Genomic DNA, 26044 nt, shown 5'->3' with positions numbered 1-26044 from the left:
CACCCCCAGATCGAGACCATGACTGATATCGCCCTGACGCTTGCCCAAGACCGCCTGCTGCGCCCCGGCGGCCTGGATACCGCTGGCCTGGAGCGCACCTTCGGCCAGCTGCTCGGCCCCGGTGTCGACTTCGGCGACCTTTATTTCCAGCACGCCCGCCGCGAGAGCTGGAGCGTGGAAGACGGCATCGTCAAGGACGGCGCCCATTCCATCGAGCAGGGCGTGGGCGTGCGGGCGATTTCCGGCGAGAAGACCGGTTTCGCATACTCCGATGACATCCATGCCGACGCGCTGCTGGCGGCGGCGCAATCGGCGCGCGCGATCTCGCGCGAGGGCGGTGCCCAGGCCGGGCGATCGCTGCTGCGCGGCAATGCGCGCGCGTTGTACCCGGCGCTGGACCCGATCGACGGCATCGGCAACGAGGCCAAGGTCGAGGTGCTCAAGCGCCTGGACGGCTACCTGCGTGCCGCCGATCCACGCGTGAAGCAGGTGATGGTCAGCCTGTCCGGCGGCGTCGACACGGTGCTGATCGCCCGCAGCGACGGCGTGCTGGCGGCCGACGTGCGCCCGCTGGTGCGCCTGAACGTGCAGGTGATCGTCGAGCACAACGGCCGTCGCGAGTCCGGTTATGCCGGCGGCGGTGGCCGCTATGGCTACGAAGACCTGTTTGCCAGCGGCCGCCCCGAAGCCCTCGCCCAGGAAGCGCTGCGCCAGGCGCTGGTGAACCTGGAAGCGGTGCCGGCGCCGGCCGGGGTGATGCCGGTGGTGCTTGGTCCGGGCTGGCCCGGCGTGCTGCTGCACGAAGCGGTCGGCCATGGCCTGGAAGGCGACTTCAACCGCAAGGGCACCAGCGTCTACGCCGGCCGCATCGGCGAGCGCGTTGCCGCCCCGGGCGTGACCATCGTCGATGACGGCACGCTGGACGGTCGCCGTGGTTCGTTGAACATCGACGACGAGGGTCATCCCAGCCAGTGCACCACCTTGATCGAGGACGGCATCCTGGTGGGATACATGCAGGACAGCCTCAATGCGCGGCTGATGGGCATGGCGCCGACCGGCAACGGGCGCCGTGAATCCTTCGCGCACCTGACCATGCCGCGCATGACCAATACCTACATGCGTGCCGGCCAGCACGACCCGCAGGAGATGATCCGTTCGGTGAAGAAGGGCCTGTACGCGGTCAACTTCGGCGGCGGCCAGGTCGACATCACCAGCGGCAAGTACGTGTTCTCGGCCACCGAGGCCTACCTGATCGAGGATGGCCGCATCACCACGCCGGTGAAGGGCGCGACCCTGATCGGCAACGGCCCGGAAACCATGCAGAAGGTGCGCATGGTCGGCAACGATCTGGCCCTGGACGAGGGCGTCGGCATCTGCGGCAAGGACGGGCAGAGCGTGCCCGTGGGTGTCGGCCAGCCCTCGCTGTTGATCGAGGGCATCACCGTCGGCGGTACCCAGGCCTGAGCATGGCGATGGCCGCGGCCACCGCCATCGCCGGCGCGGACTCAGTCCTCGTCGGCCTCGTCGACCGGATCGTCGGCGTGTTCGTCGCCCGCCGTCTTCAGGCCCAGCGCCGCCGGCAGCATCAGCGTACGCAGCACCTGGAAGATCTCGCGGTAGGCGCGCGGCGGCTTGTTCTTCGCCTTCTCGGTCTGCGCGTTGCGCAGCAGGGTGCGCAGCTGCTGGCGGTCGGCCTGCGGGTAGTCGTCGAGCAGGGCGGCAAGCGCCTTGTCACCCTCGGCCAGCAGGCGGTCGCGCCAGTCTTCCACGCGGTGCATCATCGCCACTTCACGGCGGCCGGTTTCGCTGTTGGCGTCCAGCGCATCGCGGATCGCGTCCAGCGTGGCGTCTTCCTCGCGGCGCATGTGCTTGGCCAGGAACGCCAGCTGGCGCTTGTGGGCGATATGGGCAGTGATGCGCTTGCACTCGGCGATGTGCGGCAGCAGGTCTTCCGGAATCGGCAGGCGCGCCAGCTGGGCCGGGGTCAGCGACACCAGCTTCTCGCCCAGGGCCAGCACGTCGAGTGCGTCGCGCCGGTTCTGGCTGCGGCTCTTGTCGTGGAATTCACCGGTTTCTTCGTCGCGTCCGCGCATCGTCCCTACCTGATCTCAAAAAAAGTCGCCCGGCGTGATGCCGGGCCCAACCCGTACAGGATAAAGCATTGAACGTGATCGCCCCTGAAGTGGCCGTCGGCGACGACAGCCCGGCCCGGCTGGAACGGCTGGCCGACCTCTCCCAGCAGCTGCTCGACCGCGCCCGCGCGCTGGGCGCCAGCCAGGCCGAGGTCAGCTGCAGCGAGGACCGCGGCCTGGAGGTCAATGTCCGCCTCGGCGAGGTCGAGACCGTGCAGTCCACCCGTGACCGCGGCATCGCCGTGACCGTCTATTTCGGCCAGCGCAAGGGCAGTGCCAGCACCGGTGACCTGAACGAGGCCAGCCTGGCCGCCACGGTCGAGCAGGCCTGCGCGATTGCCCGGCATACCGAGGATGACCCGGCCGCCGGCCTGGCCGAGGCCGCACTGATGGCCACCGACTTCCCGGAGCTGGACGGTTGGCACCCGTGGGCGCTGCAGGCCGACGAGGCGGTGGACCTGGCCCTGGCCTGCGAGGCGGCCGGCCGCGAGGCCGATGCGCAGATCCGCAATTCCGACGGCGCATCGGTGTCGAGCATGCAGAGCCTGTCGGTGTATGCCAACTCGCATGGCTTCTTCGGTCGTGAGCGTGGCACCCATCATTCGGTGGGCTGTGCGCTGATTGCCGGCCAGGGCGATGGCATGCAGCGCGATGGCTGGTACACCAGCGCGTTGGCCCGGGAGGACCTGGAAGACGTGGGCCTGGTCGGCCGTCGCGCCGCCGAGCGCACCGTGGCCCGCCTGCAGCCGCGTTCGCTGGCCACCGGCAGCATGCCGGTGCTGTTCGCCCCGGAAGTGGCACGCAGCCTGGTCGGCCACCTGCTGTCGGCGGTGTCCGGCGGCGCCCTGTACCGCCAGGCCAGCTTCCTGCTGGACAGCGTCGGCCAGCGCCTGTTCCCGGAATGGATGCAGATCGACGAACTGCCGCACCTGCGCCGCGGCCTGCGCTCGGCCGCGTTCGACGGCGATGGCGTGGCCACCCGTGCTTCGGCGCTGGTCCGGGACGGCGTGCTGCAGCGTTACGTGCTGGGCAGTTATTCAGCGCGCAAGCTGGGCCTGCAGACCACCGCCAATGCCGGCGGCGTGCATAACCTGCAGCTGGCGGCCAATGCAGGCCCGCTGGAAGAGATCGCCCGGCAGATGGGCGACGGCCTGCTGGTGACCGAGCTGATGGGGCAGGGCGTGAACGGGGTGACCGGCGATTACTCGCGGGGCGCGGGCGGCTTCCGCGTCGAGAACGGCGAGATCCAGTACCCGGTGGACGGCGTCACCATCGCCGGCAATCTGCGCGAGATGTTCAGCACCATCGAGGCGGTCGGCAGCGACGTCGACCCGCGCTCGCACATCCGGACCGGTTCGATCCTGCTGGGGCGGATGACCATCGCCGGTAATGATTGATGGCATTGATGGCGTAAGCTATGCGCGCCTGACGCAACCAGCTTGGTGCTGGTGGGTCAAGACCACCCAATGAAAAGGAGTTTTGTCGTGAGTGAATTCGATAACGTCCCGCCGCCGCCGGCCACCACCGAGGCCCCGGCCGACCAGCGCACCATGGCGCTGGCTGCGCACCTGCTGGGCATCTTCACCTGGTTCATCGGTCCGCTGATCATCTGGCTGATCAACAAGGACGACGCCAGCAAGGCCTTCGTGACCGACCAGGCCAAGGAAGCGCTGAACTTCCAGATCACCATCACCATCGCGATGCTGATCTGCATCGTGCTGACCATCGTGATCATCGGCGGCATCCTGGCCCCGATCGTCGGCATCCTGAACCTGGTGTTCTGCATCATTGCTGCAGTCAAGGCCAACAACGGCGAAGCCTACCGCTACCCGTTCGCGCTGCGCCTGGTCAAGTAAGGCCGGCTATATGCGGATATGAAAACGCCCGGCATTGCCGGGCGTTTTTGTTGGGTGGCAGGGCAGGGCCCTGTCCGGTGGGCGGATTCAATGATCGCGTTCCACCGCCAGCGTTGCCAGCGCGCGCAGCGCATCGGCCTCTTCGCCATGGCCGGCCAACGTGGCCTGCATGCGTGCCGCCAGTTCGCGCAGCTGCGCCTTCGCACCATCCATGCCGAGCAGCGCGGGGAAGGTGCTCTTGTCCTGCGCCAGGTCCTTGCCGGCGGTCTTGCCCAACTGTTCGGAACTGGCTTCGACATCGAGGATGTCGTCGCGGACCTGGAAGGCCAGGCCGAGCGCGTCGGCGAAACTGTCGAGCTGGGCCAGCTGCGGTTCGTGGGCCTGGCCGCACAGCGCTCCCATGCGCACCGCTGCACGGATCAGCGCGCCGGTCTTCAGTGCATGCATGCGGGTCAGTGCCGCCAGTGCCTGCTGCTGGCCGGTGGCATCGATGTCCAGCGCCTGGCCGCCGCACATGCCGGAGGCACCGGACGCGTGGGCCAGGGTCTGCAGGCAGGCCACGCGCAGCGTGGCCGGCAGCGGCGCATCGGCCAGCAGGCCGAAGGCACGGGTCTGCAGGGCGTCGCCGGCCAGGATCGCGGTGGCCTCGTCGAAGGCGATGTGGGTGGTCGGCTTGCCGCGGCGCAGGGCGTCATCGTCCATCGCCGGCAGGTCGTCATGCACCAGCGAATAGGCGTGGATGAGCTCGACAGCCATCGCCGCCGCATCCAGGTTTTCAGGCTGTGCGCCGAACAGGTGGCCACTGGCATACACCAGCAGCGGACGCATGCGCTTGCCGCCGCCCAGCACGGAATAGCGCATGGCCTGGTGCAGGCCCTGCGGTGCTTCGGCAGGCGAGGGCAGGGCAGCGTCGAGCTGGCTTTCGATACGGTCGCGCCAGCGCGCGAACAGAACCTCAGCCGTCATGGCTGGGCGGATCGAAAGGTTCGGATGCTTCCGGCTGCGCCGGATCGCTGAGCAGGCGTACACGCAGTTCTGCCTGTTCCAGCGCCTGCTGGCACTGGCGGTACAGACCGACGCCACGTTCGTAAGCACTGAGCGACGCTTCCAGGCTCAGCTCGCCGGTTTCCATCTGCTCCACCAGCTGCTCCAGCGATTCGAGCGACTGCTCGAACTGGGCGACCGGGGAGGCGTTTTCGGGGGACTTCTTGGCCATGCGGCAAGTGTGGACGGGCTGCGCGCGGGGGTCAATTCACCAGCCGCCGGGACGCCACTGCAGCTGCGCGTCATGGGCCTGCAACCAGGCCTGCAGGGGAGCTGCGATGACCACGTCGGCGGCGGCAAGCAGCTGAGGTCCATCGAAGACCAGCGGCAGCTGGGCGCGTCGCCAGGGGGCAAGGTGTTCGCGTTGCAGGCAGTCCTTCAGCGCATGCGAATGCTGGCGACCGGGCAGCAGGATGCGTTCGCCGCCCACACGCGCACGAACCTGGAGCGGGCGTTCGAAGGCCACGGCGCCCTGCAGGCGCAGCTGACCGCCATCGGGCAGCGCCAATGGCGCGCGTCCATCCCATCCGGCCCGCCAACCATGGGGAAGCGTCGGCAGCTGCGCGGGCAGGAGATAGGCATGATCGCGCCATTGCTGGATGGCATGATCGTGCCAGCGTACCCGCGCCTGGCGATCGTTGCCGGCCGGCAGCAGCTCGTCCAGTGCCTGCCGCAGCACCGTGGCCGGCAGTGGCGCGGCCCCATGGCCGATCACCCAGGCACGGAGCACGCGCGCCGCGCGGCCCGGTGACACATGCCGCAGCAGCTGCAGCGACAGCACACGCGATGCCACCTCCAGGTGCGCGATCAGCTCGGCGTCTTCCTCGTCGAGCAGCTCGCGGGTCTGCCCGCAGTGCATCGCGCTGCCCGCCAGTGCCGCAGCGGCGTGCGGCCAGCGCTGGCGCAGCAACGGCAGCACCTGCAGGCGCAGGAAGTTGCGATCGGCGTGATCGTCGGCGTTGCTGGGGTCTTCGATCCAGCGCAGCGCGTTCTGGCGCGCGTAATCGAGCAGCGCAGTGCGCGGCACCGCCAGCAGCGGCCGCCACAAACGGTGTTCGCCTACGCGGCTGTCTGCGGACATCGCGGCAAGGCCATCGACGCCGGAGCCGCGCAGGGTACGCAGCAGGAAGGTCTCGGCCTGGTCGTCCAGGTGCTGCGCCAGCGCCAGTGTTTCGCCGTCGCGCAGTTCAGCCGCGAACGCGGCACGTCGCGCCTGCCGTGCCGCGCCTTCAAGGCCCAGGCCCAATGTGTGGTCGACCTGCACGCGATGCACGGCCAGTTCGATGCCCAGTGCCGCGCATTGTTGTTGGCAGTGCGGCACCCAGTCGTCCGCATCGGGGTGCAGGCCGTGGTGCACGTGCACCGCACGCAACGCGGTGCCGGACGCCTGGGCGCAGCGCCACAGCCAGTGCAGCAACACGGTGGAGTCGACACCACCGCTGTAGCCCACCAGCAGCGGCGCATCCAGCGGAACGAGGGCAGGGAAGGCGGTCACGGCGGCAAGTATAGGGTTGCTCGGCAGGGCTGCGCCCTGCACCCGCTACAAGCAACAGCAACAGCAGAAGCTGGTTTCCTGAGGGTTGGCGGGGTGGGTCCGGTTGCGGGAGACGCCGTAAACCCATCCATGGGGGCTCGGCCGCGGCATCCATGCCGCGGACACTCCCGCAACCGGACCCACCCCGCCTTCGACAGATATTCGCGATCTGTCGGAAATGCTCCTGGGGTCAGATCCGTTTTCCGCAGGAAAACGGATCTGACCCCGGATTCAATTCGATATCTGACAGATTTCATCCACGCATGGCGTGGATGGTCCAACTGTCACCGGAAATCTGTCGGGGGTGGGGCGGTGTGGGTGGGCAGGACCGTTGGCGCCATGGATGGCGCCATCGAGCCCCCATGGACGGGTTTACGGCGTGTCCTGCCCACCCACACTGCCCCGCCCAACCAACGGAAATCCAGAGCCGCTTTGGCTGTTGCTGTTGCTCTGGCTTGTAGCAGGTGCAGGGCGCAGCCATGCCGAAAAACCTACTTCACCCGACGGCCCGAGCGGTCGATCCGGAACCGCTCTCCGCCTTCCATCGGCGTGTGGCCGTCGGCATCCGGCGTGCCGCGACGGCAGCCGTTGCAGACCTCCGCCACGCCATCCTGGAACGGCCAGCCGAAATCGAAGGTGCCGGGCACCACCTGGCGGAACTTCAAATCGAAGTAGCCCACGCGGTTGCCGACGCGGGCACGCAGCAGGCCTTCCTGCGGCGTTTCCGGACCGTTGTCCCAGGTCAGTACCGGCAGGCTGCGGCCCTTGCGGTCGACGTAGTGGAAGCCCTGGTCGGCATACACCACGGCCAGGCCGTGGTCGTCGTAGTTCAGGTCCTTCAGCGTGTCGGCGCTGATCTTCGGCCGGTGATCGACCACCTCGCAGTTGGGCAGCGGCCACAATCCGTGTTCGTCGGTCAGCAGCTTGCAGGCCGGTGCCTGCGCCAGCGCGCTGGAACTGGCCAGCGCACCGAGCAGGGTCAGCGACCGCGCAACGCGGCCGCGGGCGAGCCGGGCCTGCCGCACGATCACTTGGCCTCGGCCTTGCGTTCGAAGGCCGTCGGTGCCGGCAGCTGCACTGGCACGCCCTTGTCATCGCAGGTGCCGGCCTGGCACAGGCGCTCGCGCAGGGCCGGGGTGGCCTGCACGATCATGTGGTAGATCGCGTTCTGTTCCAGCGTGCCGCGGATCGCCTTGCTGCCCGGGCCACGCGCCCAGATACCGACATCCTCGCCACCATGCGATTCGGACTTCATCGGCACCAGTGCTTCCTGCATGTAGTCGGGATGCTCGGTGTCGACCTCACGCAGGTTCGTGCGGCCGTTGGCCGGCTCGAAGCTGCTCGGGTTGTGCGGATAGCGCTTGGCGCCGGCCGGCTGCTGGTTGCTGGCGCCGGTATGGCCCGGGCCATTGGCGTAGCTCAGCGTGGTGTACGGCTGGCCGGTGCCGTCCAGCGCGTAGTCCAGCTTGCCGGCGCCATCTTCGCCGCCCTTGTCCTTCACCTTGCCCAGGATCGGGTTGCCGCGTGCCGGGTAGCCGACGAAGTTCAGGGTGTGCGAGTGGTCGGCGGTGACGATGATCAGGGTGTCGTCGGCCGAGGTCAGCTCGTTCGCCACGCGCACCGCATCGGACAGCGCCACGGTCTCGGTCAGGGCACGGTAGGCGTTGCCGCTGTGGTTGGCGTGGTCGATGCGCGCGCCTTCGATCATCAGCACGTAGCCTTCCTGGTGCTTGGACAGATTCTTGATGGCTGCCGCCGTCAATTCGGCCAGGCTCGGCTCACCGCCCGGATCCTGCGGGCGCTCGTATTCGTAGCGCATGTGGTCCGGTTCGAACAGGCCGAGGATGGCCGGCGCATCGGCGGCGGCCGCCAGCTGCTTGCTGTTCCACACGTAGGCACCCTGTGGATGCGCCTGCTGCCATTCCTGTACCAGGCTGCGGCCATCCAGGCGCTGGCCGACCTTGTCGTCGTACTCCGGGTCGCGTTCTTCCACCGTGGTGAATTCACCGCGACCGCCGCCGAGGGCGACCAGCGGGCCGCGGCCATAGCGCGAGGTCGACAGCAGCTGCTGGGCGATGTCCTTGCAGCCGGCCGCCTTGGCGGCTTCAGTCAGGTCGGTATCGTTTTCCCAGTTGCGCTCTGGCGAGTGCGCGTAGGTGGCGGCCGGGGTGGCATGGGTCAGGCGTGCGGTGGACACCACGCCGGTGGCCAGGCCGGCGCTGTCGGCCAGCTGCAGCCAGGTCAGCAGGCCCTTGGACAGGCTGTCCGCGCAGTCGGTGCGGCTGCCGGCGCTGACGCCGATCGCACCCATGTGGGTCTTCACGCCGGTGGTGATGGCGGTCATGGTGCCGGCCGAATCCGGGGTCTGCGAATCGGTGTTGTAGGTCTTGCTGAACGCCGTGGCCGGGAAGCGCTCCCACGACAGCAGGTTCTCTTCACCCGAGCCGCCCTTCTGCTGGCCTTCGTAGATGCGCGAGGCCGCCACGGTGGTCAGGCTCATGCCGTCGCCGAGAAACAGGATTACGTTCTTGGCCTTGCCGGACATCGCGCCGTTGGCGGCGGCCTGGGCAGCGCCGCTGCGGTACCACCACTGCGGGGTCTCGCCGGCCGGATGGGCGACAGGATCGACGGCGACCTTCAGACCGGCCGGGGCGGACGCGGGGGGGGTGCTGGCGCAGGCGCCCAGCAGCAGGGTTGTGGCGCAGGCGGCCAACAGGGAGACGGAACGGCGCATGGACGCTGGGATCTCACAAACTGTAACGGGACGTTCATTATGCCCGGCCCCGCAAGGCACGCCGATGACACACTGATTTGCCGGCCGGGCGGTCGTTCTGCGGGCCGCCTTGGGCTATCGTGCCAGCATCCCTTCCTTCCCCTCTGGATTGCCTATGAAGCTGGTCTCTGCCTGGCTGCGGATTCCATTCTGGCAGCGCGTGGTCGGTGGCTTCGTGCTCGGCGCGCTGGCCGGCTGGGCGCTCGGCCCGGCCGCGGAAACGTGGTTCGGCCCGCTCGGTGAACTGTACGTCACCCTGATCAAGATGATTGCCGTGCCGCTGGTGTTCTTCGCGGTCATCAACGCGATCTCGTCGCTGCATGGTCAGAAGTCGGTCGCCGCGCTCAGTGGCCGCACCTTCCTGTGGTTCGTGATCACCGCTGCATTGGCGGTGTGCGTCGGCCTGGGCGTGGGTACTGTGCTGCAGCCTGGCGCCGGAGGCCTGCAGCTGACCATGGCCAGCAACTACGTGCCGCGTGAAGTGCCCAGCGTGGTGCAGGTGCTGCTGGACGTGGTGCCGGCCAATGTCTTCTACGCGCTGTCCGGCATCGGCACCAAGGTCAATGCGGCCGGCGAGACCGTGCTGGCTGCCGGTCGCGGCTCGATCCTGCCGGTGATCTTCTTCGCCGGCCTGGTGGGCTTTGCCATCGTCAAGCTGGGCGAGAAGGTGACCGAGGCGCGCAAGCTGGTCGGCCAGATGAGCGACATCATGGTCCAGGTGACCCGCTTCGTGCTGGAAGTCACCCCGATCGGTACCTTCGGCCTGATCGCCGGCCTGGTCGGCAGCTACGGGTTCGAGAAGCTGTTGCCGCTGGGGCATTTCGTGCTGGCGCTGTACGTGGCCTGCGCCCTGCACATCGTGGTGGTCTACAGCGCACTGCTGCTGGCGCACGGCCTGAACCCGCTGAAGTTCTTCCGTGGTGCGGCGCCGGGCATGCAGGTTGCCTTCGTCAGCTCGTCCAGCTTCGCCGCGATGCCGGTGGCGCTGCGTTCGATCACCCACAACCTGGGCGTGAACAAGGACTACGGTTCGTTCGCGGTGCCGCTGGGCGCCAGCATCAAGATGGATGGCTGCGGCGCCATCTATCCGGCGCTGTGCGCGGTGTTCATCGCGCAGTACAGCGGTGTGCCGCTGACCCCGGAGCAGTACGTGGTGGTGCTGATCGCGTCGGTGCTGGGCAGCTTCGGTACGGCCGGCGTGCCGGGTACGGCGGTGATCATGGCCACGGTGGTGCTGAGCGCAGCCAACCTGCCGCTGGAGACCATCGGCTACCTGTATGCCATCGACCGCATCCTGGACATGATGCGCACGATGACGAATGTGACGGGCCAGATGCTGGTGCCGGTGATCGTGGCCAAGGAAACCGGGCTGCTCGACCAGGCGGTGTATGACAATCCGTCCAGCAATGTGGGCGTGGACGATCCTGACCCGACACCGCCACGCGGCTGAGGTTGCGTGGAGATGAAAGGCCCGCCCTGACCGGCGGGTCGTTTGTTTGGGAGATGGCCGACGCGGTGCCGGCCGAGGCGGGCGCCTGGTAGATCCACGCCATGCGTGGATGAAGGCGGTGCCGACCAAGGTCGGCAGCTACCCACCCATTGCACGGGCCCAACAAAAAAGCCGCTGCAGGGCAGCGGCTTTCTCGTGTCAGGCGGCGCGGTAGCGCCAACCGGTCGGATCAGAGGTCGACCCGGCGGGCCTGCATGAACTTGTTGCCCCAGTAGCCGCTGAGCAGGGTGTCCACGCGGACGTCCTTGCCCGAGCTCGGCGCGTGCAGGAAGCGGCCGTCGCCGACATAGATGCCGACGTGGTCAACACGGCCCTTGCGACCGAAGAACACCAGGTCACCGGCCGCCAGTGCGGTGCGGTCGTTGATCAGTTCGGCGTTGTCATCGTGGGCCATCTCGCGCGAGACGCGCGGCAGCTCGATGCCCAGGGCCGAGCGGAACACGTAGCCGACCAGGCCGCTGCAGTCGAAACCGCTGTCCGGGTTGCTGCCCCCCCAACGGTACGGGGTGCCCAGCAGGGTCATCGCGCGGCGCAGCAGCGACTGCACCTTGCCGTTGTCGGCGGCGGTGCCGACAACGCTGCCATTGGCGGCGCTGCTGGTGTCGTAGTTGGCGAGCAGGCGGCTGAGGTCGCCGGCCACCACGGCCGAGCGGTCCATCAGCGGAATGGTGTCGTTGGCGGCCAGGTGCGGCAGCAGGGCGGCCAGCGTGGCGCTGGCGGCGGCATCGACGCGGCTGCGCTGCGGAGCGGCAGCCTCGGCCTTGGCGGCCGGTCGGGCGGTGCTCTCGGCCACCGGGGCCGGGGTCACATCGGAGCGGTTCGGAGCAGTCTGCGACCAAGCCGGGAGGCTGGTCAGGCACAGTGCCAAGCCAAGCAACAGCGGGCGGGCACTACGTGAAGATACGGAAGTCTGGCCTTCGCTTTTCAGGTCGTCAGTCGTCACGCGTCGGTCACAGGAAAAAAACGATGGGGCATCATGCCCTGTAAAAGCGGCAATAAGTTAAAAATTCCGTTAGTAAATCGTTAGTTCTGTAGTGATGGACGTCACAGTTTTGAACATATCGCCTGTTCATTTTAGCGAAGGACACGTTTCGCGCCGGTGTAGTGGTCCTTCCAGTAGGGGCCGCTGAGTGAGTCCAGGCGCACGGTGCCGCCGGTGCTCGGTGCATGCACGAAACGCCCTTCACCTACATAGATACCGACATGGGTGACGCTGCCGCGGCTGCCAAAGAACACCAGGTCGCCGGTGGCCAGGCGCTGCGGGTCGATCTTCGGGCCCTGTACCGCCGCCAGGTCGCGCGAGGTGCGCGGCAGCCGCAGGTCCAGCATCTCGCGGTAGACATAGGCGACCAGGCCGCTGCAGTCGAAGCCCGAATCCGGGGTATTGCCGCCATAGCGGTAGGGCGTGCCGACCAGGCTGATGGCACGCATCAGCACCGAGTTGGCCGCCTCGGGATTGTCCGGCACGGTCTTCGGCCAGTTCGCGGTCGGCGGGGGCGGCGCGGGGCGGGTGGCCTTGCCGCCGCCGCAGGCGGTCATCAGCACGGGCAGGGCCAGCAGCAGGGCCGGGGCGAGGAACCGGCGCAGGCCGGACGAAACTGGCGTGATGTGCATGATCTCCGGATAATGCGCCACCTTGGATTGGCCGTCATGATGGCGGCGTCCCCGTCGGGCGACAACCCGCCCCAACCCGCCTGCCTCCGGCAGATCCAGACAGAGTTGCGCATGAAGATCGAAAAAGACCGCGTTGTCCGCTTCCACTACACCGTTTCCGAAGTCGGCCAGGAGCCGATCGAATCGTCCAAGGACCGCGGCGAGCCGCTGGCGATCCTGATCGGTCACGGCAACATCATCCCGGGCCTGGAAAACGCCATGATGGACAAGGAAGCCGGCGCGACCTTCAACGTCGACGTCAAGGCGGCCGATGCCTACGGCGAGCGTCGTGAAGGCCTGTCCCAGCGCGTGCCGAAGAAGCACTTCGGCAACACCAAGCTGGCTCCGGGCCAGCAGGTCGTGCTGCAGACCAACTTCGGCCCGCGTGCGGTGACCGTGCAGAAGGTCGGCATGAGCGTCGTCGACGTTGACCTGAACCATCCGATGGCCGGCAAGGACCTGCACTTCGACGTCGAAATCGTCGACGTGCGCGAAGCCGGCAAGGAAGAGCTGGACCACGGCCACGTCCACGGTGACGGCGGCCACCAGCACTGATCGCAGCGCGATCGTGATGGCAGCAACGGCCCGCTTCGGCGGGCCGTTGCGTATGTGGAACACGGCGCGGCCATCCATGGCGCACGGGCCGGCGGCATAATGGCGGACCTGCCCGACGGACCCCCCGTGAACGCCGCCTCTCCTTCCCTGCAGCCGGTGGCTTCCGGCGAACGCATCGCCGTGCTGGACGTGCTGCGCGGCGCCGCGTTGCTGGGCATCCTGCTGATGAACATCGAGGCCTTCAGCGGCCCGCTGGATCTGGCCTTCACCGGCATCGACGTGCACTGGCGGGGCATCGATTACTGGGCCGACGCCTTCGTCTACGTGTTCGTGCAGGGCAAGTTCTTCACCCTGTTCTCGCTGCTGTTCGGCGCCGGCTTTGCGGTGATGGCGCAACGCGCCGAGGTGGCCGGGCGCGACTTCACCCCGTTCTACCTGCGCCGCAGCGCCGGCCTGCTGCTGATCGGCCTGTGCCATGCACTGCTGGTCTGGTCCGGCGACATCCTGGTGATGTATGCGCTGATCTCGCTGCCGCTGCTGGCCTGCCGCGAGGCGCCACGCAGCTGGTTGCCGTGGATGGGCCTGACCGTCTACCTCGGCGGTGTCGCGATGATGCTGCTGGTGGGCGCGATGGTGTCGATGGCTTCGGCCGAAGAGGTGCGGGGCATGCTTGCCGAGGCGCAGCGGAGCATCGACCTGCAGCGGCAGGTGTACGGGCAGGGCAGCTGGGCGCAGGCCAATGTGCAGCGCCTGAGCGAGTTCGGCACCTCGATGGGCGCGCTGCTGATCACCGGCCCGGAAGTGCTGGGCATGTTCCTGATCGGCAGCTGGTTCGCCGGCAGTGGTGCGCTGGCGACGCCGGAGCGCTTCCCGCGGCTGTACGCGTCGCTGCGCTGGATCGCACTGCCGTTGGGCCTGCTGGTCACGCTGCTGGGGGTTGCCTGGAAACCCTATCTGGCACCCGGCGCGTACAACCTGCCGGTGACGGCGGCGATGGCCCTGGTCACGGTTGGCGGGCTGCCGATGTGCCTGGGCTACCTGGCGTGGATCGTGCACTGGCGCGCGCGGCTGGCGTGGCTGGCGCCGGTGGGGCGCATGGCGTTGACCCACTATCTTGGCCAGTCCCTGCTGTGTACCTGGACCTTCTACCACTATGGCCTGGGCAGGTTCGAGATGATGCCGCGCAGCGTGCAGCTGCTGTTCGCGCTGCTGCTGTTTGCCGCGCAGGTGGTGATTTCGCACCTGTGGCTGCGTCATTTCCGCTTCGGCCCGATCGAGTGGGCATGGCGTGCGATGACCTACCGGCAGTGGCCACCGATGCGGCGCGGGGCCGGGCGGGGCTGATCGATGCAGGGCGCACACGAGGATGTGATCGTGGTCGGCGCCGGTGCCATTGGACTGGCTGTCGCGCTCGCGCTGCGTGCGCAGGGGCGGCAGGTGCGGGTGATCGATCGCGGGCGCGTCGGCGGCGCGACGTCGCATGGCAACTGCGGCACCGTCACGCCCAGCCATGCGCCACCGCTGGCGGCCCCCGGCGTGCCGTTGCGCGCGCTGCGCTGGATGCTCGATCCGCGTGCGCCGTTGTACGTGCGTACGCGGCTGGATCCGACGCTGTGGCGTTGGTTGCTGCAGTTCGGGGCGCGCTGCAATGCGCGCGACTGGCTGCACGCCACGCGGGCACGCGGCGCATTGTTGAATGATTCACGGCTGCGCCTGGCCGACTGGGTGCATACGCATGCGCTGGACTGCGAATTCGCTGCGCGCGGGCTGGACTATGTGTTCGGTGACGCCCGCAACTTCGACCATCATGCGGCCGAGTGCGAGGCACTCAACGCGCAGGGCATTGTCACGGCCTGCATCGATGGCGGCGACTTTGCGCGCGGCAATCCGGCGTTCCATGATCGCCTTGCGGGTGCGATCCACTTTCCCGGCGATGCGCAGCTGCGTCCGGACCGCTACACCGTTGAACTGGCGCGCGTGCTGCGCGCGCAGGGCGTGGTGATCGACGAACAGGTGAACGTGCAGGGATTCAGTGACGATGCGCAGGGCGTACGCGTGCAGGCCGGCCAGCAGACCGTGCGGGCGCGTGAGCTGGTGCTGGCCACCGGCCCGTGGTCGCGCGACTGGGCACGGCAACTGGACCTGCGCGTGCCGATCCAGCCCGGCAAGGGCTATTCGCTGACCTGGTCGCGACCGGCGCAGGTGCCGCTGCGTCCAGTCGTGCTGAAGGATCATTCCGTGTTCGTGATTGCCTGGCGCGACGCGCTGCGCCTGGGCGGCACCATGGAGTTCGCCGGCGCCGACCCGCAGCTGCGCACGCGCCGCCTGCAGGCCCTGCAGCAGGCCGCCGACCACTACCTGCGCGCGCCGCGCGGTGCGCAGCTGCAGGAGCAGTGGTGCGGGTGGCGCCCCATGAGCGTGGACGACGTGCCGTTGATCGGCCGCGCGCCCGCGCATCCTCACGTCTGGCTTGCAGCGGGGCATGGCATGCTCGGCATCAGCATGAGCGCCGGCACCGGCCAGCTGATCGCCGATCTCGTCTGCGGCCGCACGCCAGCGATCGATCCTGCCCCTTACCGACCCGAGCGATTCCGATGAGCACTGCATCCTATGATTACGACCTGATCGTCCTTGGCGGCGGCTCCGCCGGCCTGGCCGGTGCGATCCGCGCCGCGCAGCACGGCAAGCGCGTGGCGATGCTGGAGCCCGGTGAGCTGGGCGGGACCTGCGTCAATGTTGGCTGCGTGCCGAAGAAGGCGATGTGGCTGGCGGCCGACCTGCATGAGCGCATCGGCCTGGCCAGTGCGATGGGCTTCGAGGTCGAAGCGCGCCCGGCGCTGTCGTGGAAGGAACTGGTGATCCATCGCCAGGCCTACATCAGCAACATCCACACCAGTTACCACAAGCGCCTGGATGAAACCGGCGTGGTGCGCATTCCGGCGCGCGGCCATCTGCTTGATGCGCATACCGTGGCCTGCAGCGATGGCGTGCGCTACAGCGCCGAGCACATCCTGATCGCCACCGGCGCGCACCCGCTGCGGCCCGATATTCCCGGTGCCGAACTGGGCCTGGTCTCCGATGATTTCTTCGACCTGCGTGCGGCACCGGCCGAGGTCGCGATCATCGGTGGCGGTTATATCGCGGTGGAACTGGCGGGGTTGCTGCAGGCGCTGGGTAGCAAGGTGAGCCTGCTGGTGCGCGGCCAGCGGCTGCTGGATCGCTTCGATTACGAGCTGACCGATCAGCTGGCCGAGAACCTGAAGCAGCAGGGCGTGCGCATCCATTTCGGCTATCGCCTGCGCGAACTGCAGCGCGATGGCGAACGCATCCGTGCGTTCGGCCATGACGGCCCGCTCGACAGCGTGTTCGACGCGGTGTTCTTTGCCACCGGCCGGCGCGGCAACAGTCGTGACCTGGGCCTGGAAGCGCTCGGCATCGGCATCGGCGAACACCAGCAGGTGCAGGTGGACGAATGGCAGACCACGAGCGTACCGAGCGTGCACGCCGTGGGTGACATCGCCGGCAAGGTCGGGTTGACGCCGGTGGCTGTGGCCGCATCGCGGCGGCTGATGGACCGCCTGTTCGGTGGTCGCCCGCAGGCGAAGATGGACTACGAGAATGTGGCCAGTGTGGTGTTCTCGCACCCACCGCTGGGCGCGGTGGGCATGAGCGAGGAAGAAGCGCGTGCACGTTTCGACCAGGTGAGCGTCTACCACAGCCGTTTCCGCCCGATGCTGCAGGCGCTGGCCAATGGCACCCAGCGCAGCCTGTTCAAGATGGTCTGCGCTGGCCCAGACGAACGGGTGGTGGGTATTCACCTGCTGGGCGAAGCGGCCGACGAGATCCTGCAGGGCTTCGCGGTGGCGGTGAAAATGGGTGCGACCAAGGCCCAGTTCGACGATACCGTGGCGATCCACCCGACCTCGGCCGAAGAAGTGGTGCTGATGCGCTGAGCCGGGTCGTTGCAGGGCCGAGCCATGCCCGGCTGCTTTTGCCCAGGCATGGCGAAGCCGAGCGTAGGCTCGGCACTACGGGGCACCGGGCGCCCTCATGCGACAATGGACGCCTCCCACGCCTTTCCGGGCCGCTCCGCGCGGCCCGCCGTCGTCCTGATGTCCAACACCGCTTCCCGTATCGCTACCGCCTCCCCTCGCATCGCGCTGGGGGGTATCGGCCTGGCTGCGATCGGCGCCATCGCTGCTTCCGGCAAGGCGATCATCGTCAAGCTCGGTCTGCGCCACGGCGTGGATGCCACCACGCTGCTCGCGCTGCGCATGCTGATGGCGCTGCCCCTGTTCGCGTTGATGGCAGTGTGGGCCGCGCGCCGGGCCGAACCACTGTCCTGGGCGGACCGCGCGCGCGTGCTGTGGCTGGGCTTCACCGGCTATTACCTGTCCAGCCTTCTCGATTTCCAGGGCCTGCAGTACATCAGCGTGACCCTGGAACGGCTGATCCTGTACTTGAACCCGACCCTGGTGCTGCTGATCAACGTGCTGCTGGCGCGCCAGCGACCGGGCCGCTGGCAGATCGGTGCGCTGGTGCTGAGCTACCTGGGCGTGCTGCTGGCCTTCGGCCATGACCTGCAGCGCGAGGGTGGGCAGATCATCGTCGGCAGCCTGCTGGTGCTGGGCAGTGCGCTCAGCTACGCGCTGTACCTGTTCGGTAGTGGGCAGGTGGTCGCGCGCATCGGTGCGGTGCGGCTGACCGCCTATGCCAGCTGCGTGGCGGGGGTGCTGGTGCTGCTGCATTTCGCGGTGACTCATCCACTTCCGCTGCTGTGGCAGGCACCGGCGCCGGTGCAGTGGCTGTCGCTGGTCAATGCCACCGTGTGCACGGTGCTGCCGGTGCTGGCGATCATGCTGGCGGTGCAGCGCGTGGGTTCGTCGCTGGCCGCGCAGGTCGGTATGCTGGGCCCAGTTTCCACGATCGTGATGAGCCTATGGCTGCTCGACGAACCGATGGGGCCGGCGCAGATCGCCGGCACCGTGCTGGTGCTGATCGGCGTTCTGCTGGTGACCCGCCTGCGGCGCTGACGCCGGAGCAGGCGCGTGCGCGCATCCTGGCGGTGATCCGTGCGATCCCGGCGGGGCAGGTGATGGGCTATGGCCAGGTGGCGATGCGCGCGGGCCTGCCCGGGCGTGCGCGCCTGACCGCGCGCATCCTGGGCCAGAACGACGACCCGGACCTGCCCTGGCACCGCGTGCTGCGCTCGGACGGGCGCATTGCCATGGAAGAAGGTTCGGCCGGCTGGCGCGAGCAGTCACAGCGGTTGCGCGCCGAGGGCGTGCGGGTGGAGAACGGCCGGGTGCGGATGCCGGCGACAGATCCGGCAGCGGCGCTGGACGCAGCCGTGTGGGGCCCGGGCTGAGCACCGCTGGCGACTGAACAGCGCGGACCTGCGGGTCGCCAACAAGACACGATGCTGCGGCTATGATGGAGGCCGTTCCATGCCGGTGCTCCCATGTTCCCGCGACTGCCAACCGTCACCAAGGCCCTGCTGATCGCCAACGCGATCCTGTTCCTGCTGCAGCAGCCGTTCCTGCTCGGCATGCAGACCTTCGAGCCGTTCATGCTGCAGCCCCTGCAGCAGGGCTTCGATGCATTTTCGCCGGGTGGCAACTTCCAGCCTTGGCAGCTGCTGACCTACGGTTTCCTGCATGGCAGCTTCGGCCATCTGTTCTTCAACATGCTGGCGGTCTTCATGTTCGGCGCGCCGCTGGAGCAGACCTGGGGCGAAAAGCGTTTCCTGCTGTACTACCTGGTGTGCGTGGCCGGTGCCGGTGTCTGCCAGCTGCTGGTGGGTACGCTGCTGGAAAACCCGGCCACGGTGCTGGGCGCTTCCGGCGGTGTGTTCGGCCTGCTGCTGGCCTACGGCATGCTGTTCCCCAACCAGCGGGTGATGCTGCTGTTCCCGCCGATCCCGATGAAGGCGCGTACCTTCGTGATCCTGTTCGGTGTGGGCGAGCTGGTGCTGGGCATGACCGGCTGGCAGCCGGGCGTGGCCCACTTCGCGCACCTCGGCGGCATGCTGTTCGGCTGGTTGCTGATCCGCTACTGGCGCGGGCAGCCGCCGTTCAACAAGCGTCGCCCGCCCGGTCCACCGAAGCGCCCGAACCATCTGCGCAGCGTCAAATGATCCGAAGGATCATTTGACGCGGTAGATGCCAACCTTGGTTGGCACGCTTTGTCCCAGGCGGGTAGGTGCCCACCTTGGTCGGCACACGCAAAGGCGTGCCAACCAAGGTTGGCACCTACCAGAGCAAACGGCACGCCCACCAAGGGCACACCCTTTACAGATCCCGCAATACCACCTGCGCGGCATTGTGCCCGGGCGCACCGGTGACACCACCGCCGGGATGCGTACCCGAGCCGCACAGGTACAAGCCGGGCAGGGCGCCGCGATAGCCGGCCTGGCCGACCATCGGCCGTGCAGAGAACAGCTGGTTGGCACTCAGTGCGCCGTGGAAGATGTCACCGCCAACCAGGCCGAAGGTGCGCTCCAGATCCAGCGGCGACAGCACCTGCCGACCGAGCACGCTGGCGGTGAAGCCGGGCGCATGCCGTTCGACGGTGGCGATCATCAGGTCGGCTACGGTCTCCCGGTGATCATCCCAATGGCGGCCTTCAGGCAACACCGGCGCCACGTGCTGGCAGAACAGGCTGGCCACATGCTGCCCGGGCGGCGCCAGCGAATCGTCCAGCGTGCTGGGGATCAGCATTTCCACGATCGGTTCGCGTGACCAGCCGTCGCGGCGCGCGTCCAGCCACGCGCGGTCCATGTAATCCAGGCTGGGTGCCATGATGATGCCGGCGCCGAGGTGATCGCCGGAGCCGGGCAGGGCGCTGAAATCCGGCAGTCGCGACAGCGCCACGTTCATCCGGAACGTGCCCGAACCGCATCGCCAGTTCGCCATGCGCTCGCGCGTTGCATTGGGTACCTGTTCCGGTTCCAGCAATTGTTCGTACAGCAGCTTCGGGTTGACGTTGGCGATCACCGCGCGTGCGCGCAGGATCTCGCCGTTGGCCAGTTCCACGCCCACCGCGCGGCCCTGTTCAATCCGCACGCGCTGCACACCGGCCTCCACGTGCAGCTCCGCACCGGCCTCGCGTGCCGAGGCAGCAATCGCCTGGCTGATCGCGCCCATGCCGCCGATCGCGTGGCCCCACGCACCTTTCACGCCATTGCACTGGCCGAATACGTGGTGCAGCAGTACATAGGCACTGCCCGGTGTATACGGGCTTGCGTAGTTGCCGACGATGCCATCGAAGCCGAACAGCGCCTTGATCGGCTCGCTCTCGAACCAGCGGTCCAGGTACTCGGCCGCCGACAGCGTGAACAGATCCAGCAGCTCCTGCCGCAGCGAGGCATCCAGCGTCGCCAGTTCACGACCGAGACGGCCCATCTGCCACAGGGCGGGCAGGGCACGCCAACCGCCTGCTGCCCCCAGGTCCGGCGGCGTGCGCAGGGCCCATGCGCGCAGTACATCGGCGAAGATCTCCAGGCGTGCCTCGTACGCGGGCAAGCGCTGCGCATCCCGCTCGGAGAATTTCGCCACCTCGGCCTGGGTGCGGCCTGGCGCAGACAACAGGTAGCGGCCGTCCGGCAATGGCAGGAAGTTGTTGGCCGGACGCGCGACGATGCGCAGCCCATGCGCATGCAGCTGCAGGTCGTCGATCACCTTCGGCTGCAGCAATGACACCGTGTACGACGCCACCGAGTTGCGGAAGCCGGGATGAAATTCCTCGGTGACCGCCGCACCGCCGAGAACGCCACGACGTTCCAGCACCAGCACCTTCTTTCCGGCGCGCGCCAGATAGGCCGCGCAGACCAGGCCGTTGTGGCCGCCACCGATGAGGATCGCATCCCACGTCGTCATGCGTTGCGGATCGCCGCTTCGATGGTGGCGATGTCGATCTTCTTCATCGGCATCATCGCGTTGAAGGCACGCTTGGCCAATGCCTTGTCCTTGCTGGTCACCGCTTCGATCAGCATGCGCGGGCTGATCTGCCAGGAGATGCCCCAGCGGTCCTTGCACCAGCCGCATTGGCTCTCCTGTCCGCCGTTGCCGACGATCGCGTCCCAAAGACGGTCGGTTTCGGCCTGGTCCTCGGTCTGGATCTGGAAAGAGAACGCTTCGCTGTGCTTGAACGCGGTGCCGCCGTTGAGGCCGACGCAGGGGATGCCGCAGACGGTGAATTCGACGGTCAGCACGTTGCCTTCCCTGCCGTCCGGGTAGTCGCCCGGGGCGTGATGCACGGCGGTCACCGCGCTGTCGGGCAGGATGCTGGCGTAGAAGGTGGCGGCCTCGAGCGCGCCGTTGTCGTACCAGACACAGATCGTGTTCTTGTGTGCCATGTCGGGGCTCCGCGATGGACGAAGCCGCAGCGATAGCACGGGCGGTGTTAACCCGGGATCGTGCTGCACCCGCAAAAAAAGGGCGCCCGAAGGCGCCCTCTGTATTACGGGTACTGCGGATGGCTCAGCGCCAGACCTTGATCTGGTCGGCTTCGCTGCGCTGCATCGGCTGGCCGGCCTTGCAGCTGAAGGTGGCACCGAAGGCCGGCAGGTTCGCCAGCGTGCCATTGCTGCGCCACAGGCCCGGCGCGCGGATGTCGGCAGTCAGGCGGCGCACGGCCTCGTTCGGCGACAGCTGCTGCGCCCACAGGGTCGACCAGGCGCGGAAGAAGCCCTGCTGCTGCGCCTGCTTGGCCTTCGGCTCCTGCGCGGTATAGGCCGCCCAGGCCAGCTCCAGGCCGGCGATGTCGGCCAGGTTCTCTTCCTGGGTGAGCGTGCCGTTGACCTTGGCACCCTTCACGCCCGGGAAGTCGTAGGCGCTGTACTGCGCGGCCACGCGGTTGCCGAGCAGGGTCCAGGCGGTCTTGTCGGCCGGGGTCCACCAGCTGCGCAGTTCGCCCTTGGCGTCGACCAGCGCGCCCTTGGCGTCGATCGCACGGGTCAGCTCATGGCCGACCAGGCCACCGAAGCTGCCGAACTTGTCAGCGGCGTCGGCCTTGGCGTTGAACACTGGGCCCTGCAGGATCGCCGCGGTGACGATCAGGCGGTTCTGCGCCAGGTCGTAGGCCAGCGACGGCTGCTGCGGCAGCACATCCCAGCGGCGGTCGGCGTTGCCCTTGCCGATGCGCTTCATTTCCTCGCGGTGGCGCCAGGTCGAAGCGATCAGCATGTTGCCGCCGAACGAGCCGCGGCCCATCGGCTGCACGCTGTAGTCGAGGTCGCGCAGCGGGGTACCGATCTCGATCTTCAGTGCGGCCAGCTTGGCCTGCGCTTCGGTCTTGGCTTCGGCGCTCATCCAGCTGTTGTTCTTGACCGCCTCGATCTGCACTTCGCGCAGCTTGTCGACGATCCACGCCGCCTGGCGACGGTCTTCGGCCGACAGGTAACGGGCCGCATATTCGCGGCCGACCATCGGGCCGGCGGCCACGTTGATCGCGTCCAGCACGTCTTCCCAGCGCTGCGGCGGCAGGGTTTCGCCACGCAGCACGCGGCCACGGAATTCAAACTCTGCGTCGCGGTAGGCCTTGGACAGGTACGGCGCCATCGCGTCGCCCACGCGCCAGCGCAGGTAGGCCTTCCACTGGTCCGGCTTGAGCTTGGTGACCATGCCATCGAGCTGCTTGAACAGGCCCGGGTCGGCCAGCGAGACCAGGTCGTCGTCCACGCCCTGTGCCTTCAGGAACGCGTCCAGCTGCAGGTTGCGGTAACGGCTGTTGAGCTCCTTGGTGGAGATCGGCGCGTAGTTGTTGAACGGGTTGTTGATGCCGGCCAGCGACTGCGCATTGCGCGCCAGCTCGGTCTCCAGCGCGATCACCGACTGCGATTCGGCATCCAGCTTCGCCGCCGGGGTGCCGGTCAACGCCAGGATCTGCTTGACGTAGTTGCGGTAGCGACCCATCAGCGCCACGGTGTCGGCGTCGGTGCGGGTGTAGAACGCCGGGTCCGGCAGGCCCATGCCGCCCTGCATGAAGTAGCCGATATGGCGGTCCAGTGCCTTCAGGTCGACGTCCGGGCCGAAGTTGAAGGCCACCGGGATGCCGACCTGGTGAAGCGCAGCGATCGATGCCGGAACATCCTTGGCCTTCTTGATGGCGTTGATGCGGGTCAGCAGCGGCGCGATCGGGTTGGACCCGTCTGCTTCCACGGCGGCTTCGTCCAGGCCGCTGGCCCAGAAGTCGCCCAGCAGCTTCTGCACGTTGCCCTGCGGCGACTTCATCGCGGCGTCGAGCAGTTCACGCTGCTGCTGGCGGCTGCGGTCGACCAGCTGGCCCAGCGCGGTGGTGGCGCCGATCTGCGGCGTCGGGTTGGCCTTCAGCCAGCCTGCATTGGTGGCGCCATAGAAATCGCTGCACTGGGCGCTGACAGCCGGAGCGCGTGCGGCCTTTTTCTTGGCGGCGAACGCATCGTGGGTCGGGACCAGGGTCGCCAGGCTGATGCCCAGGGCGATGGCAAGCGGACGGAAGTTGGGCATGTGGAACGAATCCGTGATGGATTGAGGGCGCGCGCACTATAGCAAGCCGCGCATGGGCGCGGCATGCACGCATCACGGCGCATCCGCCGGGCATGGCCCGGCGCTACCGGGTGTGTGGCATGGGCGCGGCATGCACGCATCACGGAGCATCCGCCATGCCGTGCGCCGACCAGGCTCGGCATCCACCAAGGGCGTGGGCCAGCGCGGGCGCAGCAGATACACGCCATGCAGGGATGACGGGCGCCGCCAAAACAAAGGCCCGGGAATTCCCGGGCCTTTGCAGGTCTGCCGCAGCGTCAGCCGTGGCTTACCAGATCACCACCTGCTGCTCGCCGGCGCGGGCCATCGGCGAACCGGCCTTGCACTGGAACGCGGCAGCGAAGGTCGGCAGGTTCGACGGCGCACCCATGGCGCGGAACTGCGCCGGGGCGTGCGGGTCGGTGGCCAGGCGCACCTTGGCGTTTTCCGGGGTGTACTTGGTGCGCCACACGGTGGCCCAGTTGAAGAAGAAGCGCTGGTCGCGGGTGAAGCCGTCGACCTTCGCATCTTCCTTGCCGGCGGTGGCCTTCTGCAGGGCGTCGTAGGCGGTGGCCAGGCCACCCAGGTCGGCGATGTTCTCGCCCAGGGTCAGGTGGCCGTTCACTGCCTGGCCGTCGACCTTGTACTGGTCGAACTGTTTGACCAGCTTGCCGGTGAGGCCTTCGAAGTTCTTCTTGTCGGCCGGGGTCCACCAGTCTTCCATGTTGCCGGTCGGCCCGAAGCGCGCGCCCTGGTCGTCGTAACCGTGGGTCATTTCATGGCCGATCACCGCACCGATGCCGCCGTAGTTCAGCGCGTCGTCGGCCTTCGGATCGAAGAACGGCGGCTGCAGGATGGCGGCCGGGAACACGATCTCGTTCTGCAGCGGGTTGTAGTAGGCGTTGACGGTCTGCGGGGTCATGCCCCACTCGGTCTTGTCCACCGGCTTGCCGATCTTGGACAGGTTGAACTTGTAGTTGAACTCGTTGGCCGCGCGCACGTTGCCCAGGTAGCTGTCGCGCTGGGTCTGCAGGCCGGACCAGTCGCGCCACTTGTCCGGGTAACCGATCTTCGGGGTGAAGGTTTCCCACTTGGCGATGGCCTTGGCCTTGGTTTCCTCGCTCATCCAGCTCAGGCCCTGGATGCGGTCCTTCAGCGAGGCGGCCAGGTTCTTCACCAGTTCTTCCATCTTCGCCTTGGCTTCCGGCGAGAAGGCAACCTTCACGTACAGCTGGCCGAAGGCTTCACCGGCATCATTCTCGATGGTGCCCAGCACGCGCTTCCAGCGCGGCTTCTGTTCTTTCTGGCCGTTGAGGGTCTTGCCGTAGAACTCGTAGTTCTCCTGCACGAAGGCGTCAGCCAGGTACGGTGAAGCGCTGTCCACGGTGTGGAAGCGCAGGTAGGCGCGCCACACCGACGGATCGGTGTCGGCCAGCGCCTTGCTGACTTCCTCATGGAAGGCCGGCATGGCCAGCGAGAACTTCTCCGGCGCGGCCACGCCCTGCGACTTGAAGAACTCGGTCCAGCTGAAGTTCGGGGTCAGCTTGTCGGCGTCGGCCAGGGTGACCGGGTTGTAGTACAGCTCGACGTTGCGCGACAGCTCCACGCGCGACTTGGAGGCCTTGGCCAGGCGGGTTTCGAACTTGACCACGTCCTCGGCCTGCTTGGCCGCATCGGCCGCGGCCACGCCGGACAGCTCGAGCACCTTGGCGACGTGCGCCTGGTAGGCCTTCAGCTTGTCGGCATTCTTGGCATCGGTGTAGTAGGTGGTATCCGGCAGGCCCAGGCCGCCCTGGCTGGCATAGGCCATGTTCATGGCGGAGTTCTTGAAGTCTGCTTCGGCGCCGAAGCCGAACAGGACGTTGTCACCCTTGGCGGCGCTGCTGCGCAGGTAGTCGGCGATCGCCGCCTTGTCCTGCAGGCCGTCGATCGCAGTCAGATCGGCCTTCAGCGGCTCGATGCCCTGCGCATTGATCTTGGCTTCGTCCATGCCGGTGGCCCACAGGTCACCGACGATCTTCTCGATGTGGTTCGGGGTCTTGACCTGCGCGACCTGTTCGGCCAGCTGGTGCTGCACGGCCACCGAGCGCTCGTCGAGGATGGTGAACGCGCCCCAGCTGGTGCGGTCGCCCGGGATTTCATTGGCGGCCAGCCACTTGCTGTTGACGTAGTCGCCGAAGGCGGTGCAGGCGTCCTTGGTGGTGTCCAGGTCGCTCGGCTGGAAGGCGTTGTAGGCCGGCAGCTTGCTGTCGTCCAGCTTGTAGGTGGTGGCTTCGGCGGTGGCCGGGGCGGAGGCGGTGGCGTCCTTGGCCGGGGTTTCAGTCTTGCCGCAGCCAACCAGCGCGGCCGAAACGGCCAGGGTCAGCAGCACGATCTTGGGAGTACGGGTCACTTGAATGGCCTCCAGGCCGAGTGAGTCAGGGAGTGGCCGCAGGGGCGGCCGTGGGCCGAACGATACGCCGCCAGCCAGACCTGCAAGGGT

At 67.7% G+C, this 26044-nt stretch carries 23 protein-coding genes; 11 read left to right on the top strand and 12 right to left on the bottom strand.

Translation table 11 applies throughout. The annotated features are described in order from the left end of the window. The first annotated feature begins 18 nt into the window (after positions 1-18). On the top strand, positions 19-1464 hold the full coding sequence (gene tldD / locus CCR98_RS15085) for a metalloprotease TldD (RefSeq protein ID WP_087923241.1): 1446 nt from the start codon (positions 19-21) through the stop codon (positions 1462-1464). Positions 1465-1505: 41 nt separating this feature from the next. Here tldD and yjgA read toward each other — a convergent pair whose 3' ends face one another. Continuing rightward, positions 1506-2093: a ribosome biogenesis factor YjgA gene (yjgA, locus tag CCR98_RS15080; RefSeq protein WP_087923240.1), complete on the bottom strand. Its 588-nt coding sequence runs from the start codon at positions 2091-2093 to the stop codon at positions 1506-1508. 68 nt (positions 2094-2161) lie between these two features. Between yjgA and pmbA the strand changes: the two genes are divergently transcribed. After that, positions 2162-3529, top strand: a complete 1368-nt coding sequence (gene pmbA / locus CCR98_RS15075) for a metalloprotease PmbA (protein WP_087923239.1) — start codon at positions 2162-2164, stop codon at positions 3527-3529. 87 nt (positions 3530-3616) lie between these two features. Next, positions 3617-3988, top strand: a complete 372-nt coding sequence (locus CCR98_RS15070; protein ID WP_014038018.1) for a DUF4870 domain-containing protein — start codon at positions 3617-3619, stop codon at positions 3986-3988. A gap of 87 nt (positions 3989-4075) precedes the next feature. On the opposite strand, the gene CCR98_RS15065 is transcribed toward CCR98_RS15070, so the two are convergent. The 5 genes from CCR98_RS15065 to CCR98_RS15045 form a co-directional block, all read right to left on the bottom strand. Then, entirely contained in the window at positions 4076-4954 is an 879-nt protein-coding gene (locus CCR98_RS15065; RefSeq protein WP_087923238.1) for a farnesyl diphosphate synthase, read from the bottom strand. After that, positions 4944-5204 (bottom strand): exodeoxyribonuclease VII small subunit, encoded by a 261-nt coding sequence (locus tag CCR98_RS15060; protein ID WP_005410522.1) that lies wholly within the window; start codon positions 5202-5204, stop codon positions 4944-4946. The genes CCR98_RS15065 and CCR98_RS15060 overlap by 11 nt, the downstream gene beginning before the upstream one ends. 36 nt (positions 5205-5240) lie before the next feature. After that, positions 5241-6527, bottom strand: a complete 1287-nt coding sequence (gene tilS, locus CCR98_RS15055; protein WP_198361024.1) for a tRNA lysidine(34) synthetase TilS — start codon at positions 6525-6527, stop codon at positions 5241-5243. A gap of 530 nt (positions 6528-7057) precedes the next feature. After that, positions 7058-7597 carry a WG repeat-containing protein gene (locus CCR98_RS15050; RefSeq protein ID WP_087923236.1) on the bottom strand — a complete coding sequence of 180 codons (540 nt, stop codon included), beginning with the start codon at positions 7595-7597 and terminating at the stop codon, positions 7058-7060. Next, the gene (locus CCR98_RS15045) at positions 7594-9300 is read right to left on the bottom strand and encodes an alkaline phosphatase (RefSeq protein ID WP_087923235.1); all 1707 of its coding nucleotides are present in this window, start codon (positions 9298-9300) and stop codon (positions 7594-7596) included. Before CCR98_RS15045 ends, CCR98_RS15050 begins: the two co-directional genes overlap by 4 nt. 154 nt (positions 9301-9454) lie before the next feature. Here CCR98_RS15045 and CCR98_RS15040 point away from each other — a divergent pair, with 154 nt between their 5' ends. Next, positions 9455-10789, top strand: a complete 1335-nt coding sequence (locus CCR98_RS15040; protein WP_087923234.1) for a dicarboxylate/amino acid:cation symporter — start codon at positions 9455-9457, stop codon at positions 10787-10789. A gap of 229 nt (positions 10790-11018) precedes the next feature. Here CCR98_RS15040 and CCR98_RS15035 read toward each other — a convergent pair whose 3' ends face one another. Beyond that, positions 11019-11726: a C40 family peptidase gene (locus CCR98_RS15035; RefSeq protein WP_223224737.1), complete on the bottom strand. Its 708-nt coding sequence runs from the start codon at positions 11724-11726 to the stop codon at positions 11019-11021. Between the two features lie 197 nt (positions 11727-11923). Next, positions 11924-12463: a C40 family peptidase gene (locus CCR98_RS15030; RefSeq protein WP_087924208.1), complete on the bottom strand. Its 540-nt coding sequence runs from the start codon at positions 12461-12463 to the stop codon at positions 11924-11926. Between the two features lie 111 nt (positions 12464-12574). Here CCR98_RS15030 and CCR98_RS15025 point away from each other — a divergent pair, with 111 nt between their 5' ends. The 7 genes from CCR98_RS15025 (at position 12575) to CCR98_RS14995 (ending at position 19193) form a co-directional block, all read left to right on the top strand. Then, positions 12575-13057 (top strand): peptidylprolyl isomerase, encoded by a 483-nt coding sequence (locus CCR98_RS15025; RefSeq protein ID WP_014647924.1) that lies wholly within the window; start codon positions 12575-12577, stop codon positions 13055-13057. 99 nt (positions 13058-13156) lie between these two features. Next, positions 13157-14401, top strand: a complete 1245-nt coding sequence (locus CCR98_RS15020) for a DUF418 domain-containing protein (protein ID WP_087923233.1) — start codon at positions 13157-13159, stop codon at positions 14399-14401. Between the two features lie 3 nt (positions 14402-14404). Further along, positions 14405-15655 carry an FAD-dependent oxidoreductase gene (locus CCR98_RS15015; protein ID WP_087923232.1) on the top strand — a complete coding sequence of 417 codons (1251 nt, stop codon included), beginning with the start codon at positions 14405-14407 and terminating at the stop codon, positions 15653-15655. Continuing rightward, entirely contained in the window at positions 15652-17010 is a 1359-nt protein-coding gene (gene gorA / locus CCR98_RS15010) for a glutathione-disulfide reductase (protein WP_087923231.1), read from the top strand. Before CCR98_RS15015 ends, gorA begins: the two co-directional genes overlap by 4 nt. A gap of 159 nt (positions 17011-17169) precedes the next feature. Next, positions 17170-18090, top strand: a complete 921-nt coding sequence (locus CCR98_RS15005) for a DMT family transporter (RefSeq protein WP_087924207.1) — start codon at positions 17170-17172, stop codon at positions 18088-18090. Continuing rightward, the gene (locus CCR98_RS15000) at positions 18087-18425 is read left to right on the top strand and encodes an MGMT family protein (protein WP_223224586.1); all 339 of its coding nucleotides are present in this window, start codon (positions 18087-18089) and stop codon (positions 18423-18425) included. Before CCR98_RS15005 ends, CCR98_RS15000 begins: the two co-directional genes overlap by 4 nt. A 93-nt stretch (positions 18426-18518) precedes the next feature. After that, complete coding sequence (locus CCR98_RS14995) at positions 18519-19193, top strand: rhomboid family intramembrane serine protease (RefSeq protein ID WP_005410509.1); 675 nt, start codon at positions 18519-18521, stop codon at positions 19191-19193. Between the two features lie 154 nt (positions 19194-19347). On the opposite strand, the gene CCR98_RS14990 is transcribed toward CCR98_RS14995, so the two are convergent. The 4 genes from CCR98_RS14990 to CCR98_RS14975 form a co-directional block, all read right to left on the bottom strand. Next, entirely contained in the window at positions 19348-20934 is a 1587-nt protein-coding gene (locus CCR98_RS14990) for an NAD(P)/FAD-dependent oxidoreductase (RefSeq protein WP_087923230.1), read from the bottom strand. Beyond that, positions 20931-21413, bottom strand: a complete 483-nt coding sequence (locus CCR98_RS14985) for a VOC family protein (protein ID WP_087923229.1) — start codon at positions 21411-21413, stop codon at positions 20931-20933. Before CCR98_RS14985 ends, CCR98_RS14990 begins: the two co-directional genes overlap by 4 nt. Positions 21414-21537: 124 nt before the next feature. Continuing rightward, positions 21538-23544, bottom strand: coding sequence for a M13 family metallopeptidase (locus CCR98_RS14980; RefSeq protein WP_087923228.1), 2007 nt, complete (start codon positions 23542-23544; stop codon positions 21538-21540). 307 nt (positions 23545-23851) lie between these two features. Beyond that, a complete protein-coding gene (locus tag CCR98_RS14975) occupies positions 23852-25954 on the bottom strand; it encodes a M13-type metalloendopeptidase (protein ID WP_087923227.1) in 2103 nt (700 codons plus the stop codon). Positions 25955-26044: the final 90 nt, after the last annotated feature.

The sequence above is a fragment of the Stenotrophomonas sp. WZN-1 genome (assembly GCF_002192255.1).
Lineage (GTDB): Bacteria > Pseudomonadota > Gammaproteobacteria > Xanthomonadales > Xanthomonadaceae > Stenotrophomonas.
The sequence above is the reverse complement of the archived record's forward strand: the minus strand, read 5'-3'. Positions and strand labels throughout refer to the sequence as shown.

What these genes read in the sequence shown, in the direction of transcription:
- tldD (WP_087923241.1), top strand. Translation starts at nt 19, where the DNA reads ATGACTGATATCGCCCTGACGCTTGCCCAAGACCGCCTGCTGCGCCCC.
- CCR98_RS15065 (WP_087923238.1), bottom strand. Translation starts at nt 4,954, where the DNA reads ATGACGGCTGAGGTTCTGTTCGCGCGCTGGCGCGACCGTATCGAAAGC.
- CCR98_RS15005 (WP_087924207.1), top strand. Translation starts at nt 17,170, where the DNA reads ATGTCCAACACCGCTTCCCGTATCGCTACCGCCTCCCCTCGCATCGCG.
- gorA (WP_087923231.1), top strand. Translation starts at nt 15,652, where the DNA reads ATGAGCACTGCATCCTATGATTACGACCTGATCGTCCTTGGCGGCGGC.
- CCR98_RS14995 (WP_005410509.1), top strand. Translation starts at nt 18,519, where the DNA reads ATGTTCCCGCGACTGCCAACCGTCACCAAGGCCCTGCTGATCGCCAAC.
- CCR98_RS14990 (WP_087923230.1), bottom strand. Translation starts at nt 20,934, where the DNA reads ATGACGACGTGGGATGCGATCCTCATCGGTGGCGGCCACAACGGCCTG.
- CCR98_RS15025 (WP_014647924.1), top strand. Translation starts at nt 12,575, where the DNA reads ATGAAGATCGAAAAAGACCGCGTTGTCCGCTTCCACTACACCGTTTCC.
- CCR98_RS15040 (WP_087923234.1), top strand. Translation starts at nt 9,455, where the DNA reads ATGAAGCTGGTCTCTGCCTGGCTGCGGATTCCATTCTGGCAGCGCGTG.
- yjgA (WP_087923240.1), bottom strand. Translation starts at nt 2,093, where the DNA reads ATGCGCGGACGCGACGAAGAAACCGGTGAATTCCACGACAAGAGCCGC.
- CCR98_RS15015 (WP_087923232.1), top strand. Translation starts at nt 14,405, where the DNA reads ATGCAGGGCGCACACGAGGATGTGATCGTGGTCGGCGCCGGTGCCATT.
- CCR98_RS14985 (WP_087923229.1), bottom strand. Translation starts at nt 21,413, where the DNA reads ATGGCACACAAGAACACGATCTGTGTCTGGTACGACAACGGCGCGCTC.
- CCR98_RS15045 (WP_087923235.1), bottom strand. Translation starts at nt 9,300, where the DNA reads ATGCGCCGTTCCGTCTCCCTGTTGGCCGCCTGCGCCACAACCCTGCTG.
- CCR98_RS15060 (WP_005410522.1), bottom strand. Translation starts at nt 5,204, where the DNA reads ATGGCCAAGAAGTCCCCCGAAAACGCCTCCCCGGTCGCCCAGTTCGAG.
- CCR98_RS14980 (WP_087923228.1), bottom strand. Translation starts at nt 23,544, where the DNA reads ATGCCCAACTTCCGTCCGCTTGCCATCGCCCTGGGCATCAGCCTGGCG.
- CCR98_RS15020 (WP_087923233.1), top strand. Translation starts at nt 13,157, where the DNA reads ATGGCGGACCTGCCCGACGGACCCCCCGTGAACGCCGCCTCTCCTTCC.
- CCR98_RS15030 (WP_087924208.1), bottom strand. Translation starts at nt 12,463, where the DNA reads ATGCACATCACGCCAGTTTCGTCCGGCCTGCGCCGGTTCCTCGCCCCG.